The organism is Streptococcus sp. 1343, from assembly GCF_013277355.1.
GTDB lineage: Bacteria > Bacillota > Bacilli > Lactobacillales > Streptococcaceae > Streptococcus > Streptococcus pseudopneumoniae.
Map to the genome: position 1 here is coordinate 1 of NZ_VMMT01000017.1, position 13,733 is coordinate 13,733.

At 41.0% G+C, this 13,733-nt stretch carries 16 protein-coding genes; 10 read left to right on the forward strand and 6 right to left on the reverse strand.

The window, feature by feature from the left end; translation table 11 throughout:
- The 10 genes from HT709_RS02155 to HT709_RS02200 all read left to right on the forward strand — a co-directional run.
- On the forward strand, positions 1–509 hold a 509-nt coding region (locus tag HT709_RS02155), incomplete at its 5' end, for a transposase (RefSeq protein WP_172925471.1).
- A gap of 272 nt (positions 510–781) precedes the next feature.
- On the forward strand, positions 782–2,062 hold the full coding sequence (gene hisS / locus HT709_RS02160) for a histidine--tRNA ligase (RefSeq protein WP_000775895.1): 1,281 nt from the start codon (positions 782–784) through the stop codon (positions 2,060–2,062).
- Positions 2,062–2,526, forward strand: coding sequence for a hypothetical protein (locus tag HT709_RS02165; RefSeq protein WP_025170602.1), 465 nt, complete (start codon positions 2,062–2,064; stop codon positions 2,524–2,526). Before hisS ends, HT709_RS02165 begins: the two co-directional genes overlap by 1 nt.
- 9 nt (positions 2,527–2,535) lie before the next feature.
- Positions 2,536–2,742, forward strand: a complete 207-nt coding sequence (locus tag HT709_RS02170) for a helix-turn-helix transcriptional regulator (protein ID WP_001176227.1) — start codon at positions 2,536–2,538, stop codon at positions 2,740–2,742.
- On the forward strand, positions 2,742–2,939 hold the full coding sequence (locus HT709_RS02175) for a hypothetical protein (RefSeq protein WP_172925472.1): 198 nt from the start codon (positions 2,742–2,744) through the stop codon (positions 2,937–2,939). Before HT709_RS02170 ends, HT709_RS02175 begins: the two co-directional genes overlap by 1 nt.
- 2 nt (positions 2,940–2,941) lie before the next feature.
- Positions 2,942–3,676 carry a DUF3169 family protein gene (locus tag HT709_RS02180; RefSeq protein WP_000730279.1) on the forward strand — a complete coding sequence of 245 codons (735 nt, stop codon included), beginning with the start codon at positions 2,942–2,944 and terminating at the stop codon, positions 3,674–3,676.
- Positions 3,677–3,687: 11 nt separating this feature from the next.
- Positions 3,688–4,329 (forward strand): type II CAAX endopeptidase family protein, encoded by a 642-nt coding sequence (locus HT709_RS02185; RefSeq protein WP_000771243.1) that lies wholly within the window; start codon positions 3,688–3,690, stop codon positions 4,327–4,329.
- A gap of 17 nt (positions 4,330–4,346) precedes the next feature.
- The gene (locus HT709_RS02190) at positions 4,347–4,577 is read left to right on the forward strand and encodes a hypothetical protein (protein WP_000832183.1); all 231 of its coding nucleotides are present in this window, start codon (positions 4,347–4,349) and stop codon (positions 4,575–4,577) included.
- Positions 4,578–4,733: 156 nt separating this feature from the next.
- Positions 4,734–6,497 carry an aspartate--tRNA ligase gene (aspS, locus tag HT709_RS02195; RefSeq protein WP_000830859.1) on the forward strand — a complete coding sequence of 588 codons (1,764 nt, stop codon included), beginning with the start codon at positions 4,734–4,736 and terminating at the stop codon, positions 6,495–6,497.
- Entirely contained in the window at positions 6,475–7,416 is a 942-nt protein-coding gene (locus HT709_RS02200; protein WP_138700034.1) for a YitT family protein, read from the forward strand. The genes aspS and HT709_RS02200 overlap by 23 nt, the downstream gene beginning before the upstream one ends.
- Positions 7,417–7,419: 3 nt before the next feature.
- Here HT709_RS02200 and HT709_RS02205 read toward each other — a convergent pair whose 3' ends face one another.
- From HT709_RS02205 to HT709_RS02230, 6 genes are all read right to left on the reverse strand, one after another.
- Positions 7,420–7,566, reverse strand: a complete 147-nt coding sequence (locus HT709_RS02205; RefSeq protein ID WP_172925470.1) for a hypothetical protein — start codon at positions 7,564–7,566, stop codon at positions 7,420–7,422.
- Positions 7,567–7,706: 140 nt separating this feature from the next.
- Positions 7,707–8,693, reverse strand: a complete 987-nt coding sequence (locus HT709_RS02210) for a LacI family DNA-binding transcriptional regulator (RefSeq protein WP_172925473.1) — start codon at positions 8,691–8,693, stop codon at positions 7,707–7,709.
- Positions 8,694–8,702: 9 nt separating this feature from the next.
- Entirely contained in the window at positions 8,703–9,503 is an 801-nt protein-coding gene (locus tag HT709_RS02215) for a DUF1189 domain-containing protein (protein ID WP_172925474.1), read from the reverse strand.
- Between the two features lie 258 nt (positions 9,504–9,761).
- Positions 9,762–10,604 (reverse strand): sugar ABC transporter permease, encoded by an 843-nt coding sequence (locus tag HT709_RS02220; RefSeq protein ID WP_001065638.1) that lies wholly within the window; start codon positions 10,602–10,604, stop codon positions 9,762–9,764.
- Between the two features lies 1 nt (position 10,605).
- Positions 10,606–11,898: a sugar ABC transporter permease gene (locus HT709_RS02225; RefSeq protein ID WP_000414964.1), complete on the reverse strand. Its 1,293-nt coding sequence runs from the start codon at positions 11,896–11,898 to the stop codon at positions 10,606–10,608.
- A 111-nt stretch (positions 11,899–12,009) separates the two neighbouring features.
- Complete coding sequence (locus HT709_RS02230) at positions 12,010–13,281, reverse strand: extracellular solute-binding protein (protein ID WP_000095469.1); 1,272 nt, start codon at positions 13,279–13,281, stop codon at positions 12,010–12,012.
- Positions 13,282–13,733: the final 452 nt, after the last annotated feature.

The window sequence follows — 13,733 nt, forward strand, 5'->3', positions numbered from 1 at the left end:
CAGGATCTTGGTCGCACAAGCGTCGTGTCTGCCAGTTCTCTGAACGAAAAGAAGGAAACTTGTTCTACGATGTTATTTCTCTCGTTACAAATATGACGAGTGGAACAAGCCAAGACCAGTTTCAGCTTTATCGTGGACGTGGTCAAGCCGAGAATTTCATCAAGGAGATGAAGGAGGGATTTTTTGGTGATAAAACGGATAGTTCAGCCTTAATCAAAAACGAAGTTCGTATGATGATGAGCTGTATCGCCTACAATCTCTATCTTTTTCTCAAACATCTAGCTGGAGGTGACTTCCAAACTTTAACAATCAAACGCTTCCGCCATCTTTTTCTTCACGTGGTAGGAAAATGTGTTCGAACAGGACGCAAGCAGCTCCTCAAATTGTCTAGTCTATATGCCTATTCCGAATTGTTTTCAGCACTTTATTCTAGGATTAGAAAAGTCAACCTGAATCTTCCTGTTCCTTATGAACCACCTAGAAGAAAAGCGTCGTTAATGATACATTAAAGAACAGTCGAGATGAAAAAATCGTGTGACGCACCAAGGGAGGAGTCTGCCCTTTTGAGGAAATCTAGCGAGGAAAAATGATACTGGAACAGCAGAAAGTAAAACTGGCCTCATGAGGAGGAAGAAAGTGGCTCATGAGGTCAGGGGTTTTGTAAGTTACATCTAGTTGAGAGAGGTATGAATGATTTGGGGGAAATCCTAATTTTTTTCTCACTGTTTTAATCCCTTTATTTATGGTAAAATAAGACTATTAAGTTTAAAGAGGATTCCCTATGAAATTACAAAAACCAAAAGGAACGCAGGATATTTTACCTGCTGAATCTGCCAAATGGCAGTACGTTGAGGGCTTTGCCCGTGAGATTTTCAAGCGCTATAATTATGCAGAAGTGCGCACGCCTATTTTTGAGCACTACGAAGTCATCAGTCGCTCTGTCGGAGATACAACGGATATCGTAACCAAGGAAATGTACGACTTCTATGACAAGGGTGACCGCCATATTACTCTCCGTCCAGAAGGAACTGCGCCCGTTGTCCGTTCCTATGTGGAAAATAGACTTTTCGCCCCAGAAGTGCAAAAGCCAAGTAAGTTCTACTACATGGGACCTATGTTCCGTTACGAGCGTCCACAGGCAGGGCGTTTGCGCCAATTCCACCAGATTGGTGTTGAGTGTTTTGGTTCTAGCAATCCAGCTACCGATGTGGAAACCATCGCGATGGCGGCCCATTTCTTGAAAGAAATCGGTATCCAAGGTGTCAAATTACATCTTAACACTCTTGGAAATCCTGAGAGCCGTGCAGCCTACCGTCAAGCCTTGATTGACTATTTGACACCGCTCAAGGAGATCTTGTCTAAGGATAGCCAGCGTCGTTTGGAGGAAAATCCTCTTCGTGTCTTGGACTCTAAGGAAAAAGAAGACAAGGTAGCAGTAGAGAATGCGCCTTCTATCTTGGATTTCCTTGATGAAGAAAGTCAAGCTCATTTTGATGCTGTACGTCAGATGTTGGAAAATCTTGGAGTAGACTACATCATTGATACCAATATGGTGCGTGGTCTGGACTACTACAACCACACCATTTTCGAGTTCATCACAGAGATTGAGGGCAATGACCTGACAGTCTGTGCGGGTGGTCGTTACGATGGTTTGGTTTCTTACTTTGGAGGCCCGGAAACTGCTGGATTTGGATTTGGACTTGGTGTAGAGCGCCTGCTTCTCATCCTTGAAAAGCAAGGTGTGACTCTCCCTATCGAAAACGCCCTAGATGTCTATATCGCAGTTTTGGGTGAAGGAGCAAATGTCAAGGCCTTGGAATTGGTACAGGCTCTTCGCCAACAAGGTTTCAAAGCAGAGCGTGATTACCTCAACCGTAAGCTCAAAGCTCAATTCAAGTCAGCCGATGTCTTTGTGGCTAAAACCCTCATCACCCTAGGAGAGAGTGAAGTCGAAAGCGGACAAGTGACGGTCAAGAATAACCAAACCCGAGAAGAAGTCCAAGTGTCACTTGAGACAATCAGCCAAAACTTCTCAGAAATCTTTGAAAAACTAGGATTTTAATAACAGAAAAACTGGTCAGAAACCTACTCCTGACCTTTTTCTTTTGCAAAATGACAAAAATCATAAACTTTTTGACAAATATGCTTGTCAAAAAGAAAAAGATGTGTTACAATATAATCAAGTTAAGAGAAAAGGAGCAGGGAACGATTATGTGGGCATTAGGATTTGTACCTCTTGTGATTATGTTTTATCTCTATCATACCCAAAGGGTCAAGAAATTAGAGAATAAAATCAAAAGAATTGAGCAAAAACAGAAAGGAAATAAAGAAATGTCAAGATTATTAAAAGAATTGATTGGGAAAACACCGACAATCGTTGGACAAGTTTTTGGAACAGATAACTGGGAAGTTGTGGATGTTGATGAGGAATGGGTCAAGCTACGTCGTGTTAATAAAAAAGGAAAAGAAAAATTCAAACTACAACGCATTGAGGATATCCAAACTGTTGAATTTGACGGAAAGTAGGTGTGTGACATGCAACTAAAAAATCGTCTAAAAGAGCTTCGAGCTCGCGATGGTCTCAATCAAACCGACCTAGCCAAGCTGGCAGGGGTTTCCAGACAGACCATTAGCCTACTAGAACGGGATGAGTACACCCCGTCCATTATCATTGCCCTGAAAATATCTCAAATTTTCAACGAAACAGTCGAATCGGTATTTCGCTTGGAGGAGGACGAGTGATGAACAAGTATAAAGTGATTTATTATGTAGTTGCCATAGCTCTATTAGTCAGCCTATGTCTACTAATTGGAACAAATCTAGGATGGTTTGATCTCTATTACAGCGACCAATTTATCTGGGCCTATTTTGCCCTCATCCCAGTAATTGAATGGATTGAAAAGAAATCCAAAAATCTAGCAAGTGAAAAAGGAGAATGAATATGAAAAAGAAACGTAGATTGTTATTTTTGATGTCTATTGTCTTGGGGGGGTTCTTGGGCATGTTTGTAGGGATGTTTAAGGCACGTGTCGAATCCCACGAAATTATTTTAGATGTAAAAGCCTTGATGCCATGGATATCAGCTATTTGTTTACTGATAGGTTTCATTAGTATGTTTTTGACTTTCAATTTCTTAAAGAAAAGCAGAAAATTTCATTCCTTGTATCAAGAGGAAATGGATGACGATCTGAATGAAACCTATTATGTGCAAATGTACCGGAATCTTGAGTTTGGAACCATTGCTTTTAATATTACAGGTGTAGCGATTCCATTGGCTATTTTTATTTCATTAAGTGAGGTGATTATATTGCATACAAACCCTCAAACATTTTTCCTTTCTTTCTTACTCTTTGTGGTATTCTTAGTCGCTCAAAAATCTCTTTTTAAAACCATTGCGATTGTTCGTCAGTTTGATTTGGAATTTTTCGCTACACCAAAGGATGTCTTGAACTATATAAATTCTTATGATGAAGGGGAGCGTCAGGCTAATTTGGAACAGAGTTTTCGAATTTTATTCCAATTACACCAATATGTCTTACCAGCCTTATATATTTTTCTTATTATCATTTCTTTCTTGACAGGAGAGATTCAGTTACTAGCTTTCTTGCTTGTAGGAGCCATCCATGTTTATATCAATGTGATGCAGTTACCTATGGTAAAACGTTATTTCAAATAAAGGAGTTATTTATGAAATTACTTAAAAACCTTGGCTGGATTCTTCTAGCCCTTCTATCCTTTTTATTTATCTATGGCTTTATTCAGGGGCTCGCGACTGCGTCGCTTGCTTTAGGCGCTTCACCCTATGCTGTTACTCTACTCTATGTGGTCTTGGCTGGAGTATATGTGTACGGCATTTACAAATGGTATCAGAAAGCTCCTGTTTATATTGAGAAGAGCGGCTTTAACCGATTTATTTGGCTTCCTGCCTTGGTTTGGTTCTTATCTCTGGTCGTTCAATTCTTCTTGCCAGATGATCCTTCAGTAAATCAGCAAATAGCGACAGACTTGACCTTGTCTCAACCACTTTTCTCATTCTTTGCTGTGGTTATTTTTGCTCCTTTGACGGAAGAGATTGTTTTTAGAGGGATGTTAGCACGCTATCTCTTTCCTAAGCAGGACAATAGTAAACGAACCCTGATTTTTCTTCTGGTATCTAGTCTTCTATTTGCCTTGATTCATTTTCCAGGTGATGTGCAACAATTTTTTGTCTATTTTAGCCTTGGTTTTAGTTTGGGTTTGGCTTACATTAGCAGAAAAGGTCTGGTCTACAGTATTTCTCTTCACGCTTTGAATAATTTAGTCGGCTTTTTGATGATTCTCATGCTATAATAGAGTCAGGAGGTCACATGAAACGAGTAATTTTATTAGCAGTGATTCAGGCAGTCGTTCTATTTTTCATCATTGGAGCGCTAGCTTATGCCTTCAAAGGCGATTTCTTCTATAACTATCTAGCAGTTGTCTTTGCTCCTATTGCAGGTGTACTGCGTTTTGGGACGGCTTACATAACGGAAATTGTCTTGCCTCGAAAGGCAGCCGAAATCACTGAAAAGCGTAAAGCAGGCAACAATTCAAAATAAAAGAGTCCGGTGAACTTCATCGGATTTTTTGTATGGACGCTAATTTTTAGGGACTTTACCTGATTTTTAAAGACTGGCAAACTTTTCTGATGGATTTTCATGAAGAGCCTGCGCTTTTATGGTAAAATAGTAACAGAATAAAAGAGGAGAGAAACAATGAAACGTAGTATGTATGCTGGTCGTGTTCGTGAGGAACACATCGGAAAAGAAATGACCTTGAAAGGATGGGTTGGCCGTCGTCGTGACCTTGGTGGTTTGATCTTTATCGACCTTCGTGACCGTGAAGGAATCATGCAGTTGGTTATCAACCCTGAAAAAGTATCTGCAGAGGTTATGGAAACAGCTGAAAACCTTCGTAGTGAATTTGTTATCGAGGTGACTGGTCAAGTTGCTGCGCGTGAGCAAGCCAATGATAAGTTACCAACTGGTGCGGTTGAGTTAAACGTGACAGCTCTGACAGTACTTAATACAGCTAAGACAACCCCATTTGAGATTAAGGATGGTATTGAGGCCAATGACGATACACGTTTGCGTTACCGTTACCTTGACCTTCGTCGTCCAGAAATGTTGGAAAATCTTAAACTTCGTGCTAAGGTGACCCACTCTATCCGCAACTACTTGGATGAGTTGGAATTTATCGACGTAGAGACACCATTCCTTTCTAAGTCAACACCAGAAGGGGCGCGTGACTATTTGGTGCCATCTCGTGTCAATAAAGGGCATTTTTACGCGCTTCCTCAAAGTCCACAAATTACGAAACAGCTTTTGATGAATGCTGGTTTTGACCGTTACTACCAAATCGTCAAATGTTTCCGTGACGAGGACTTGCGTGGAGACCGCCAGCCTGAGTTTACCCAGGTCGACTTGGAAACGTCCTTCCTTACTGAGCAAGAAATCCAAGATATCACAGAAGGCTTGATTGCGCGCGTGATGAAGGAAACAAAAGGTATCGAAGTAACGCTACCGTTCCCTCGTATGAAATACGATGATGCTATGGCTCTTTACGGTTCTGACAAGCCAGATACTCGTTTTGACATGTTGCTTCAGGACTTGACAGAAGCGGTCAAAGGTGTAGACTTTAAAGTCTTTTCAGAAGCACCTGCTGTAAAAGCCATTGTGGTCAAAGGAGCTGCGGACAACTATTCACGTAAAGACATCGACAAGATGACGGAAGTAGCCAAACAGTATGGTGCCAAAGGTCTTGCTTGGGTCAAGGTGGTTGATGGAGAATTAAACGGACCAGTTGCCAAGTTCTTGACTGGTATCCAAGAAGAATTGACAACAGCGCTTGCTCTTGAAGATAAGGACTTGGTTCTCTTTGTGGCGGATACGCTTGAAGTGGCTAATGCAACACTGGGTGCCCTTCGTGGACGTATTGCTAAAGAGCTTGGCTTAATTGATAATGATAAGTTCAACTTCCTTTGGGTGGTTGACTGGCCGATGTTTGAATGGTCTGAAGAAGAAGGCCGCTACATGAGCGCCCACCATCCATTCACACTTCCACAGGAAGAGACTGCTCACGAATTAGAAGGTGATTTGGCTAAGGTTCATGCCATTGCTTACGATATCGTCTTGAACGGTTATGAGCTTGGTGGTGGTAGCCTTCGTATCAACCAAAAAGACCTTCAAGAACGCATGTTCAAGGCCCTTGGTTTCTCAGCTGAAGAAGCCAATGACCAGTTTGGTTTCCTTCTTGAAGCCATGGACTATGGTTTCCCACCACACGGTGGTTTGGCTATCGGGCTTGACCGTTTTGTCATGTTGCTTGCTGGAGAAGAAAATATCCGTGAAGTCATTGCCTTTCCTAAGAACAACAAGGCAACTGACCCAATGACACAAGCTCCATCAACAGTCGCTCTCAACCAACTAGAGGAACTCAGCTTACAAGTAGAAGAAGATGAAACAAGCAAAACGAATTAAGCGGTGGCGCTATTATCTGCGCCGCTTTGCTTATCAGATAAAAATTTTACGTGTCTTACAAAGTATTTCTCGAGAAAAGTATGATGAGAAGATTTCGGCCTCTCTGGTCTATGGTTTTTTATCAGCAGTAGCAGTTAATTTTTTTTTCCAACCAGGGCATGTGTATTCGAGTGGTGCAACAGGTATGGCACAGATTATCTCTGCCTTGAGTAATCACTGGTTTGGTTTTCATATTCCGATTTCGCTAACCTTCTACGCCATTAACTTCCCTTTGATGGTCTTAGCTTGGTATCAGATTGGCCATAAGTTCACCGTCTTTACCTTTATCACGGTATCTATGAGTTCCTTCTTTATCCAGTTTGTCCCTGTGGCAACCTTGACGGAGGATCCCATTATCAATGCCCTTTTTGGGGGTGGTGTTATGGGTTTAGGGATTGGTTTTGCTCTTCGAAACAATATCTCCAGTGGTGGGACGGACATCGTCAGCCTGACTATTCGCAAGAAAACGGGTAAGAATGTCGGTAGTATTTCTTTCTTGGTAAATGGAACTATCATGCTGATAGCAGGTTTGACCTTTGGTTGGAAATACGCTCTTTATTCTATGATTACCATCTTTGTCTCTAGCCGTGTGACAGACGCGGTCTTTACTAAGCAAAAGCGTATGCAGGCCATGATTGTGACAAATCATCCAGAGAAGGTAATTGAAAAAATCCATAAAAAATTGCACCGCGGAGCAACCATGATCCACGATGCAGAAGGAACCTATAATCACGAGAGAAAGGCAGTTTTAATTACTGTCATTACACGTGCAGAGTTTAATGAATTTAAACAGATTATGACACAAGTAGATCCAAGCGCCTTTGTCTCTGTCTCGGAGAATGTTCATATTCTGGGACGATTTGTTGAGATAGATAATTAGTGATTAATACTTTTCGAAAATCTCTTCAAACCACGTCAGCTTCACCTTGCCGTAGGTATGGTTACTGACTTCGTCAGTTTCATCTACAACCTCAAAACAGTGTTTTGAGCAACCTGCGGCTAGCTTCCTAGTTTGCACTTTGATTTTCATTGAGTATAAAAAGATCTTGGGTAACAACTCAATTTCAGAAGAAAAAAAGTAAATCTTCCCACATTAAAACGCATAGTATCAAGTTTTTTCAATACCTGATAGTATGCGTTTTTGCTTTTAACAACTTTTTGCCCAGTCTCTTATTTTTCTATAATTTTATGGGCAATCAACTGGCGGTAACAAATTTGTTTATTGCTTTTAGCATCGTTGATAATCTGAAGAATCGTTTCAAATGATGTTTGACCAAGTTCTAGGCTATTGATATCGACATAGGCTGCCAAGTTGAGCTTGGGATTAACCGAGTCAAAGCTGAGAACAGGGACATTCAGCTGGTGTTTGGCAATATAGTTACAAACACCTTCAGCTAGGAGGCTATCGGTTGTGATGATAGCATCAATTTGTGGATCGTGCTTGAATAATCGCTTGCTAAATTTATAGCCCTTTTCTTCCAGAAACTCGTCGGCAAAGTAGATGCGATTGGTGTCAGTGGTAAGTTTGTAATGTTTCAGCGCCTGTTCATAGCCTGTTAAACGGTCTTTGGTCACGAAGAGCTTTTTACTTCCTCCGATAAAGGCAATGCGTTTGCAGCCTTTTTTGATGAAATATTCAGTCGCATCAAAACCAGCTTGAACATTGTCGTTGTCGACAAGTGGGATGAAAGGAGATAGAGATTTACCTAAGATAAGGAAGGGGAACTGTTCTTCTGCGACGAGTTTTACGAGAGGGTCTTCTTCTTGGGCATAGAGAAAGATTAGCCCATCTACACGCTTGCCGTAGACCATTTGTGAAATAGCGTTGAGGCGCTCCTTCTCATCTTTCCCTGTTGCTATCTGAATGGCATAGTGGTTTTCAGATGCGACTTGAGAGATGCCACGTAGAACCGATGGAAAGAAAGGATTCTGGTAGAAGGCGTCTGAGTCATCAGGAAGAACCAAACCAATCACCTGAGTGTAGCTACTTACCAAGCTGCGAGCATTGAGGTTGGGATGGTAATTGAGCTCCTTCATAGCCTTGCGAACGCGTTTTTTTGTTTCGTCGCTAATGGTTGATTTATTTTGAATAACACGGGTTACGGTTGAAGGCGAAACACCAGCAGCCTTGGCCACATCTTTAATCGTAACGGGCATAAAAATCTCCTATTTATGGTAATCTGGATCACGGAAATGTGTTTTATAAAAAATAGTGACCAGATATAGAACAAAAAGAATGTTTTGTACAGTGATGAGGGTTGTCATATTTTGGCCAAATAATCCCAAAATAAGTGTAATCAGAGTTGGTAATCCTAAACAGTTCAAGATAAAATGGTAGCACTCTTTAAAGGTTCTAAATGAAAAGAGGCGTGATTTCTTAGTGATATAAAGGAGAAGACTCGCTCCTAGAGAGACGATAAAGAAATTCAAACCAAAGAGGAAGCTAGCACCGAGAACTAGGAAGAGACTGATATAGACACGATTCTGTTGGTACCAGTCTTTAGAAATTGCTTGGGTCAAGCTGTCTTTGCTTTTGAAACTCTCAGTCTGAATCGCTCGGTAAGAGATTCGGGTCAGTTCCTTATTTTCCTTGCTGATGACTAGCTCATTCGTATCGAAATGCAGTTGCAAGTCCTTAGGTAACTCCTTACTTTGACTTGGACCGATCACAATAGAAGGCGCTTGACTAGCTGTTCCTGTATAAGTTAATTTGCCATCAACAATTGTAGCGTGTTCAGAGAGATCCTGTACAACCTTATCTGTCAATGGTTCATAGACATTATCGATAAAGGTTTCTAGCGGATAAGTCTCCTGCGAGCTGTTTTGGATGGCAATGGGTACCATAGACAAGCTGATAAGGAAGATACTGGTAAAGAGAAGTTGAAACCAGTTGAGCCCGAAACGTTTGGACAGGGGCTTACGAAATCCCCAAATACTTGAAAAATAGGAAAATGGATATGGAAGCATAAGTATCTTTCTAAAAGGTGTTTTCTATATGAGTATTATATAGTTAAATTCGCTTTATTTCAAGTCTAGGAGAAAAATTGCTTGTTGTAAGGATATTATTTACAGTGACAATCGCTAATAGTCAATGAAAATCAAAGTACAAACTAGGAAGCTAGTCGCAGGTTGCTCAAAGCACAACTTTGAGGTTGCAGATGGAAGCTGACGTGGTTTGAAGAGATTTTCGAAGAGTATAAAATGAAAAAGGGTGGCGGGGATAAATTATCCCTTGTCGCCACCACTTGTAAGTCCTGAAACAAAGTTCTTTTGTAGGAAGAAGAAGAGAATACAGATTGGAAGGGCGATGAGGATAGCACCTGCTGAGAAGTAGGCAATCTTCATGTTTTTCGCATTGTTAACGAAGGTTTGGAGACCTACGGCAACAGTAAAGTATTCTTTCTCACGAAGCAAGAAACTAGAGAGGATGTAGTCCCCGAAAGGTCCCATGAAGGCCCAGAGAGCTTGTACGGCAACCATTGGGCGAACAAGTGGAAGAACAATTTGCCAGAAGCGGCGGAAGTGTCCTGCACCGTCTAGTTTTGCAGATTCGTCTAAAGACATTGGCACTGTATCGAAGTAGCCTTTCATGAGCCAAGTATTCATCGGGATACCACCACCAACGTAGAGGAAGATGAGGAACCAGCTGTGGTTAAGGGCGTTCAACATAAGCGCCATAACGAAGAAGGCTGTCAAAGCGGCCATAGTTGGCACCATTTGGATGATCAAGAAGAAGACCAAACTTTGTTTACGAGCCAAGAAGTTGTAACGGCTGTAGGCATAACCAGCAAGTACGATGATACTTGTTTGAACAGCCATGGTAATCAAGGCAATGATCAAGGTGTTGAGGTACCAAGTACCGTACAAGGTTTCAGTGAAGAGGCCTTGGAAGTTAGCAAAACTAAAGTCGACGTTGCTGTCTAGTTTAAAGGCTACTACGTTACCAGTCTTGAAGGCTGACATAATGGTAATCAAAAGTGGATAGATAATGACAATTGATAGACCAATCAGGTAAAGGTATGTAAGGCTTTGAGTCAGTCTACGTTTGAGCTTAATTGAGTTATTCATCTTAGACGTCCTCCATATCAAATGCGTGTAGTTTCTTGAATGCGATCATAGAGATTGAGATGACAATGATAGAGATAATCAAGGTGACAGCTGCCGCCATTGAGTATTGAGGAGATGTACCTGTTGTCAAACGGTAAATCCATGAAATCAAGATATCGGTTGAACCAGCTCCACCACCGACACTACCAGGTCCTCCAGCGTTGAAGAGGTACATGATAGAGAAGTTGTTAAAGTTGAAGGTGTATTGGCTAATCAAAGTAGGTGCCGCAACAGCCAAGATCATTGGGAAAGTGATGTTGCGGAATTTTTGCCAAGCATTGGCACCGTCAATATAAGCTGCTTCGTAAAGGTCGTTAGGAATAGATTGCAAGATACCCAAGGTCAGAACGTAGATGTATGGGAATCCAAGCCAACCTTGCATCATAATCAAGGCAATCTTAGTCCAAGTTGGGTCTGTTTTCCAGGGAATAAGAGCGCCATCAAGGAAAGGAAGGAATTTAGCCAAGATTGGCAATACTTGGGTGTTGATAGCTCCGACACTATCGTTAAACATGTTTGAGAATGTCAAGATAGTGATGAAGGCTGGGACAGCCCAAGGAAGAAGGAAAATAACACCAAAGATACGTTTTCCTTTGATAAATGGTTGGTTAGCAATGATAGCTGTGAAGATACCAATTACAATCTGTAAAGTTGAGGCTGCCAAAGCCCAGATGATGGTCCAAGAAAGAACAGAACCAAAGGCAGAACGGAAGGTACTCAAACTCCAGATATTACTAAAGTTTGTCAAACCAACCCAGTCCAACAATTTGTTTGGTGGTAAGTGTTGGAAGTCATAGTTGGTAAAGGCGATCATCAAGGTTACGATAACTGGGAAGATAATCGCGAAGGTCATGGCAACATAAGATGGAATAATCAAGAGATAAGGGAAACCATTTTCATAAATCCCTTTGATCATGTCTTTGAGGGTACGTGGAACTGGAATTCCATTGTTAATGCGTTTTGCAATCGTATATGCATCTTTGATATTTGAGAAATAAAAGAGTACATAAACGACTACAAAGATTAAATGGAAGGCACCACGAATCAGCATAAAGAGGGAATTATCACGACCGGGCTTGTCACCAAGAGTGATGAGATTGCTCAATTCAGGTGCTGCAAGTGCTAGGAAATAAAGGACAAATACGATGGTTACACCAAGGAAGATAAAACCTTTGGCTTTTTGTTTATTGTAAATCTGTCCTAACCCAGGAATGATAGACAGCAGGGCTGCTTTACTAGGTTGTTGCTTTTCCATAATAACTCCTTTCATAGGATACTACTTTTTTTATAAGAAAGCTAAATTATTTGTGTCTCTATTGATAAATTCAAAGGGGGATTTGAATTCCACCCCCCTTGAACAAATTTTTTATTCACCAAATTTTTGTTTGATTGTTTCTTTGATCAATGTTACAGCGTCGTTAGCAGCTGTTTTAGCATCTTTTTGACCACTTACAGTATCAAAGAGCATGTTAGCAGCTGGTTCCCAAACTGCAGACATTTGAGAGATGTTTGGAATTGGTTGAGCGTTCTTGAATTGTTTGATAACAGCTGTTGTCAACTCATCGTTTTTACCTTCAGCGTATGAACGAGCTTCAGTATTAGCTGGGATTTCGTTAGTTGCATCGTAGAAAGCTTTTTGTTGTTCAGTTGAAACAAGGAAGTCTACAAATTTCTGTGCGCCTTCAAGGTTCTTAGTACTTGAAGGAATGATCCAAGCTTTACCACCACCGAATGCAGCATATTCTTTTCCATTTGGAAGAGTTGGGATAGTCGCAACACCGTAGTTTACTTTAGCATCTTTGAGGGCTTGAGCTTTCCAAGGCCCATCAATGATAGCAGCTGTTTTACCTTCTTGGAATTGAGTTTGGATTAGGTTTCCAGCAGCTGTACCATCTTGCATACCTTTAGGCCATTTTTCGTACCAAGATTTAGCGTAGTTGATACCTGCGATAGAACCGTCGTTTGCAAGACCGATGTCTTTAGGGTCTTTACCGTTTTGTCCGAATACGTAAGCGCCGTTACCAGCAAGAAGTCCGTATGCATAGTAGAAGTTTGTCCAGTCAGCTAGGAAGGCAGAAGTTTTTCCATCTTCTCCAGCGAAGGCATATTTGCTATCTTTAGCAAGGTTTTCCAAGTCAGCAAATGTTTTGGGAGCGTCTTTTACCAAGTCTTTGTTGTAGTACATAACAAGTGACTCGATAACGGCAGGAGCACCGTAAACTTTACCGTCAGCAGCGGTTACAAGAGATTTAGTTGTATCTTCTGTTTTAGCACCATCGCTCAATTTCACTTCTGAAAGTTGTCCGTCAGAACCAAGGCTACCCACACGGTCGTATGGAGCCATCATAACGTCAGCAGCTTGACCAGATTGGTTGTCAAGAGAAAGTTTGTCAAGCCCACCAAGTTGATCACCAGATTTGATGTTAACTGTTGTGCCTGATTGCTCTTTATAAGCTTTAGCAACTGTTTCAGCATAAGCTTTGTATTGGTCCTCAACGTAAAGAGTGATTTCTTTCGCTTCAGATGAACCAGACTCAGCAGGCTTATCAGCAGTTTTGCTTCCGCAAGCTACCAAGAGCAAGCTAGCAAGTGTAGCAGTTCCAAGCACCGCAGCGCTCTTCATGAATTTAGATGACATAGTGTATTCCTCCTAAAGAATAACAAGTTTTATTGATAAGGAAAACGCAAACGTTTTCCTTTATGAGCTTAGTATAGCACAAATAGAAAACGGTTGCAAGTGTTTTTGTTAAAAATTTTAAAAAATTTTTAAGCTTGATTTGATAGCATGATTTTGCTTTTTAATAGAAGAAAAGTGTGAAATAGATAAGAATACAGTATTTTTAATAAAAAATAGATGTAATCTATCTAAAGAAGGAAATCAGGAGGGGCTACCTCCCTGTTTCTAATTCCTATCTATTTTCTATAGACCTTTGTGCCTCCTTGCATCTAAATTCAAGTTTTCTAGGGGAGGATTTGCAGTTTGTAGACGGATTCTGTGAGAGTCAAATTTTAGGATTAGATAGTTTTAATACTCTTCGAAAATCAAATTCAAACCGCGTCAACGTCGCCTTGCCGTACTCAAGTACAGCC

Bases quoted from the DNA above. Each gene is read 5' to 3' on its own strand.
- hisS (WP_000775895.1), top strand. From the start codon at position 782: ATGAAATTACAAAAACCAAAAGGAACGCAGGATATTTTACCTGCTGAA.
- HT709_RS02170 (WP_001176227.1), top strand. From the start codon at position 2,536: ATGCAACTAAAAAATCGTCTAAAAGAGCTTCGAGCTCGCGATGGTCTC.
- HT709_RS02175 (WP_172925472.1), top strand. From the start codon at position 2,742: ATGAACAAGTATAAAGTGATTTATTATGTAGTTGCCATAGCTCTATTA.
- HT709_RS02180 (WP_000730279.1), top strand. From the start codon at position 2,942: ATGAAAAAGAAACGTAGATTGTTATTTTTGATGTCTATTGTCTTGGGG.
- HT709_RS02185 (WP_000771243.1), top strand. From the start codon at position 3,688: ATGAAATTACTTAAAAACCTTGGCTGGATTCTTCTAGCCCTTCTATCC.
- HT709_RS02190 (WP_000832183.1), top strand. From the start codon at position 4,347: ATGAAACGAGTAATTTTATTAGCAGTGATTCAGGCAGTCGTTCTATTT.
- aspS (WP_000830859.1), top strand. From the start codon at position 4,734: ATGAAACGTAGTATGTATGCTGGTCGTGTTCGTGAGGAACACATCGGA.
- HT709_RS02200 (WP_138700034.1), top strand. From the start codon at position 6,475: ATGAAACAAGCAAAACGAATTAAGCGGTGGCGCTATTATCTGCGCCGC.
- HT709_RS02205 (WP_172925470.1), bottom strand. From the start codon at position 7,566: ATGAAAATCAAAGTGCAAACTAGGAAGCTAGCCGCAGGTTGCTCAAAA.
- HT709_RS02210 (WP_172925473.1), bottom strand. From the start codon at position 8,693: ATGCCCGTTACGATTAAAGATGTGGCCAAGGCTGCTGGTGTTTCGCCT.
- HT709_RS02215 (WP_172925474.1), bottom strand. From the start codon at position 9,503: ATGCTTCCATATCCATTTTCCTATTTTTCAAGTATTTGGGGATTTCGT.
- HT709_RS02220 (WP_001065638.1), bottom strand. From the start codon at position 10,604: ATGAATAACTCAATTAAGCTCAAACGTAGACTGACTCAAAGCCTTACA.
- HT709_RS02225 (WP_000414964.1), bottom strand. From the start codon at position 11,898: ATGGAAAAGCAACAACCTAGTAAAGCAGCCCTGCTGTCTATCATTCCT.
- HT709_RS02230 (WP_000095469.1), bottom strand. From the start codon at position 13,281: ATGTCATCTAAATTCATGAAGAGCGCTGCGGTGCTTGGAACTGCTACA.